General features: G+C 62.1%; 3 protein-coding genes. All 3 read left to right on the top strand.

Going from position 1 to position 3,444, the window contains the following annotated elements; translation table 11 throughout:
- The coding region (locus tag V7E09_RS14845; protein ID WP_324523643.1) for a kinase/pyrophosphorylase at window positions 1-587 on the top strand (587 nt) is incomplete at its 5' end.
- An 857-nt stretch (window positions 588-1,444) separates the two neighbouring features.
- A complete protein-coding gene (locus V7E09_RS14840) occupies window positions 1,445-2,599 on the top strand; it encodes an ImmA/IrrE family metallo-endopeptidase (RefSeq protein WP_324509983.1) in 1,155 nt (384 codons plus the stop codon).
- Complete coding sequence (locus V7E09_RS14835) at window positions 2,599-3,096, top strand: DUF4411 family protein (RefSeq protein WP_324509910.1); 498 nt, start codon at window positions 2,599-2,601, stop codon at window positions 3,094-3,096. The genes V7E09_RS14840 and V7E09_RS14835 overlap by 1 nt, the downstream gene beginning before the upstream one ends.
- The last annotated feature ends 348 nt before the right edge of the window (window positions 3,097-3,444 follow it).

Genomic DNA, 3,444 nt, shown 5'->3' with positions numbered 1-3,444 from the left:
TGGAGAAGATCAGCGGCGTCGAGCCCGACCAGGTGCCGCTGCGTCCGGTCGGCGTCGAAGCCGACTACTTCGCCCGGATCGCCGCCATCGACTTCGCCGTCCGCAACGACGACGGCGCCGCCCCGACCACGCTGCCCGAGTGTGACATCTGCCTCGTGGGGCCGTCCCGCTCCGGCAAGACGCCGCTGTCGATCTTCCTGGGCTACATGGGCTACAAGGTCGTCAACGTCCCGCTGGTGCCGGGGATCACCCCGCCCAAGGAACTGTTCGAGATCGAGCGGTGGCGGATCGTGGGCCTGTCGATGGATCCCGAGCGGCTCCAGGCGATCCGCACCGAACGCGTGAAGGGCCTGGGGGTGCGGCGTCCGATGAAGGACGGCTACGTCGACCTGGCCAAGATCTACGCCGAACTGGATGAGGTCGGCCAGACGATGAAGCAGTTGCGCTGCCCCGTCATCGACACCACCGGCATGGCGCTGGAGGAATCCGCCTCACGCATCCTGGACATCGTCGAGGAGCGCGCCCGGATCCACCGCGGCAAGCTCCGCCGGGTCCCCAACATCAACTCCGAGCTCAACCACCACTGATCGGGCCGCTGAGCCCGGTCACCGCACGTCAGGGCGTGACTGGCCGGTGGCCTCGGCCAGGGGGGCGTCATCTGACCTGGCCCAATGCCACCTCGGTCTCGGTGAACGTGGAGTGCAGGTTGCCGTGATGGTGCGGTTCGCAAGCACTCAATCGGGCGAGACGGCCCCGATCGTCCCGACTCCTCGACCGCGCCCAACCTGGCGTCGAGTCAATTCAGCTCGACGTGGCTACCGCGACGGCGCTACGCGGCTCTCACACCTCATCCGGAGGACAAGCGCCAATGGAGTCACGGCTGCGTGCAGTGGAGTCGCTGAGCGTGCGGTGACGAGACCAAGAAACGGAGCCAAGCTCCGCTGACGGTCAAGCAGAGAGGCGCGAACCGCGTGGTCCGCGACGACGGTGAGAGCGCCATGCCGATGGTCCATCGGTTTGAGGTGAGCTGCATGATGGTTTGGAAGTCGAGTTTGTCTGAAGAAGGAGCGTTTTGTCGGTGGCAGTCCCTACCTTCAGGAGTGTGTCGCACGACACGCCTACACCGAGAACGGAGTCCGCCATGCGAGTACCGGCCTATCATTCGAGCAACCCCACCGATCCGGACGTCTATCACGTCCATGACAACTGCCCCAGTGGCCAGCAGATCCCGGCCTACAACTGGCGCCCCGGGACCAACGGCTGGCCGCTCTGTAAGCACTGTCGCGACATGTAGTCACACAGCGGGGCTTCGAGCGCCTGCGCCCGAAGCCCCGCAAGGGTTCCGTGTCTCACGCGGCATCGCGAGGGGACACGCGCGGTCGGCCTCCATAGAATGTCAATAAGCACGGGTCTCGACTGATCCCTAGGGGTGGAGGTGATCGGGATGGTCGTTCGAGTCGAGGTAGCTTCTGATCTCCTGCACTGGGCTGTCGAACGGGCTGGCTGGGACGAAGAGACAACCGAGCGTCGGGCCACCAGACTGGGCGAGTGGGTGGATGGCACGCACCGGCCGACCCTGAGGCAGTTGGAGAAGTTCGCGAACGATACGCATACGCCATTGGGCCTATTGTTCCTCCCTGAACCGCCGGTGGAAGATGTGCCGATTCCAGACATGCGCACGATCGGTAACGTTGCCGTCCCGCGGCCGTCCGCCGATCTGCTCGACACGATCTACCTTTGCCAGTCTCGCCAAGGGTGGTACCGGGACTACGTGCAAGAAGGCGCCGCAGCAGCGCTGGAGTTCGTCGGGTCTGCAACGACAGCTACCGACCCGACAATCATTGCTGACCAGATGCGAGACGGGCTCGGGTTCGAACTATCCGAGCGGGGCGCCTTCTCGGACTGGGAGGACGCGCGGCGTCGACTCATTGACCGCATTGAAGCTAATGGCGTCTTGGTCATGGTTAACGGCATCGTCGGCGCGAACACTCACCGCGTGCTCAACCCCCAAGAGTTCCGCGGGTTTGCCCTTGCCGATCCGGTGGCACCACTGATCTTCGTCAACGGAGCCGATACCAAGGCGGCGCAGATCTTCACTATAATCCACGAGCTTGCACACATCTGGCTAGGGGAAAGCGCCTTGTCCGATGCGGCGATGGTCTCGCGTGGCGGGATCGACGAGGAGCGGTGGTGCAACCAGGTTGCCGCAGAGGTGCTTCTGCCGCTCGCCGCGCTACGCGTCGACTATCACGGGGAGGTGGACGCGACCGAACTGAAAAGGCTCGCACGAAAGTACCGGGTAAGTACACTTGTGGTGCTGAAGAGGATCTTCGACGCCCACTTACTGGACTGGGACGCGTATCAAGAACGCTACGAATCAGAGCGCGAACGCATAATGGATATTCTTGCAGCGCGAAAGGTCGAAGGTGGCGGCAACTATTACTTCACGCAGCCGCTACGCCTCAGTCGACAGTTCGCTCGAGCGGTGATCGCCAGCGCATTCGAGGGAACTACTACTTACCGCGACGCATATCGACTTCTCGGAACAAAGAAGCATTCTACGTTTGAGGGGCTTGCAGCCGAACTGGGGGTGGTGTGATGTTTCTAGTAGATGCTAACGTTCTCATCGAAGCTAAAAACCGCTATTACGCATTCGATATTGCTCCCGGATTCTGGGCATGGCTCGACCAGGCGTGCAGGCAAGCCGTCGTCTGCAGCCTCGACGCGGTGCAAGACGAACTCCTCCAAGGCGGCGATGAACTCGCCGATTGGGCGGAGAAGAACGCCTCGTTCTTTCACCCACTCGATCAAGGATCAACCGAACACTTCAGCGCACTTTCGGCATGGGCAGGTTCCCGAAGTTTCACGCCCGCTGCACTGTCCAACTTCACGGGAAACAACGCCGACTACCTCCTCATCGCCTACGCCCGCGAGCATGGGCACACTGTGGTGACGCATGAGCGATCTCAACCAAACGCGCGTAACCGAGTCCTCATTCCCGACGCCTGCCTGGCCATGGGTGTAAGCAGTATTGATACGTTCCAGATGCTCCGACGCACGGGGGCTCAACTTGATCTTCGCTCGGCTACTCCCTAGGCATAATGAGGTTCACTCGATGGGCTGGCTTACCTCTACGCCCACCATCTCGTCGGCGGTCCACGCACATTGCTGAAACGTGTGCGGTCCGGTCATAGTGACCCTGCGGAAGGCGCGCAGTGGTCATTGATTTCGGCATGTCGTGCTCTTCATCATTTCCTCCGTATGCAGAATGAGGAGTGTCGGACCATCATTCAAGAGCTTGTTAAATCGGCGGACCGCACCTCGCCTCCAACGCGCGTGAACTATGAACCCGTCATCTTTGGGCGGCGTCCTCCAGGGCGGCGAGCAGCGCGATGGACGCGGGCCAGCGCAGCCCGGCTTCCCGCTGGGCGACGAACACGGTGC

This window comes from Propioniciclava sp. (assembly GCF_036744435.1).
Classification (GTDB): Bacteria; Actinomycetota; Actinomycetes; order Propionibacteriales; family Propionibacteriaceae; genus Propioniciclava.
Note: the sequence above shows the minus strand (reverse complement) of the source record. Positions and strands in the feature narration are given on the sequence as shown.

Bases quoted from the DNA above. Each gene is read 5' to 3' on its own strand.
- V7E09_RS14835 (WP_324509910.1), top strand. From the start codon at position 2,599: ATGTTTCTAGTAGATGCTAACGTTCTCATCGAAGCTAAAAACCGCTAT.
- V7E09_RS14840 (WP_324509983.1), top strand. From the start codon at position 1,445: ATGGTCGTTCGAGTCGAGGTAGCTTCTGATCTCCTGCACTGGGCTGTC.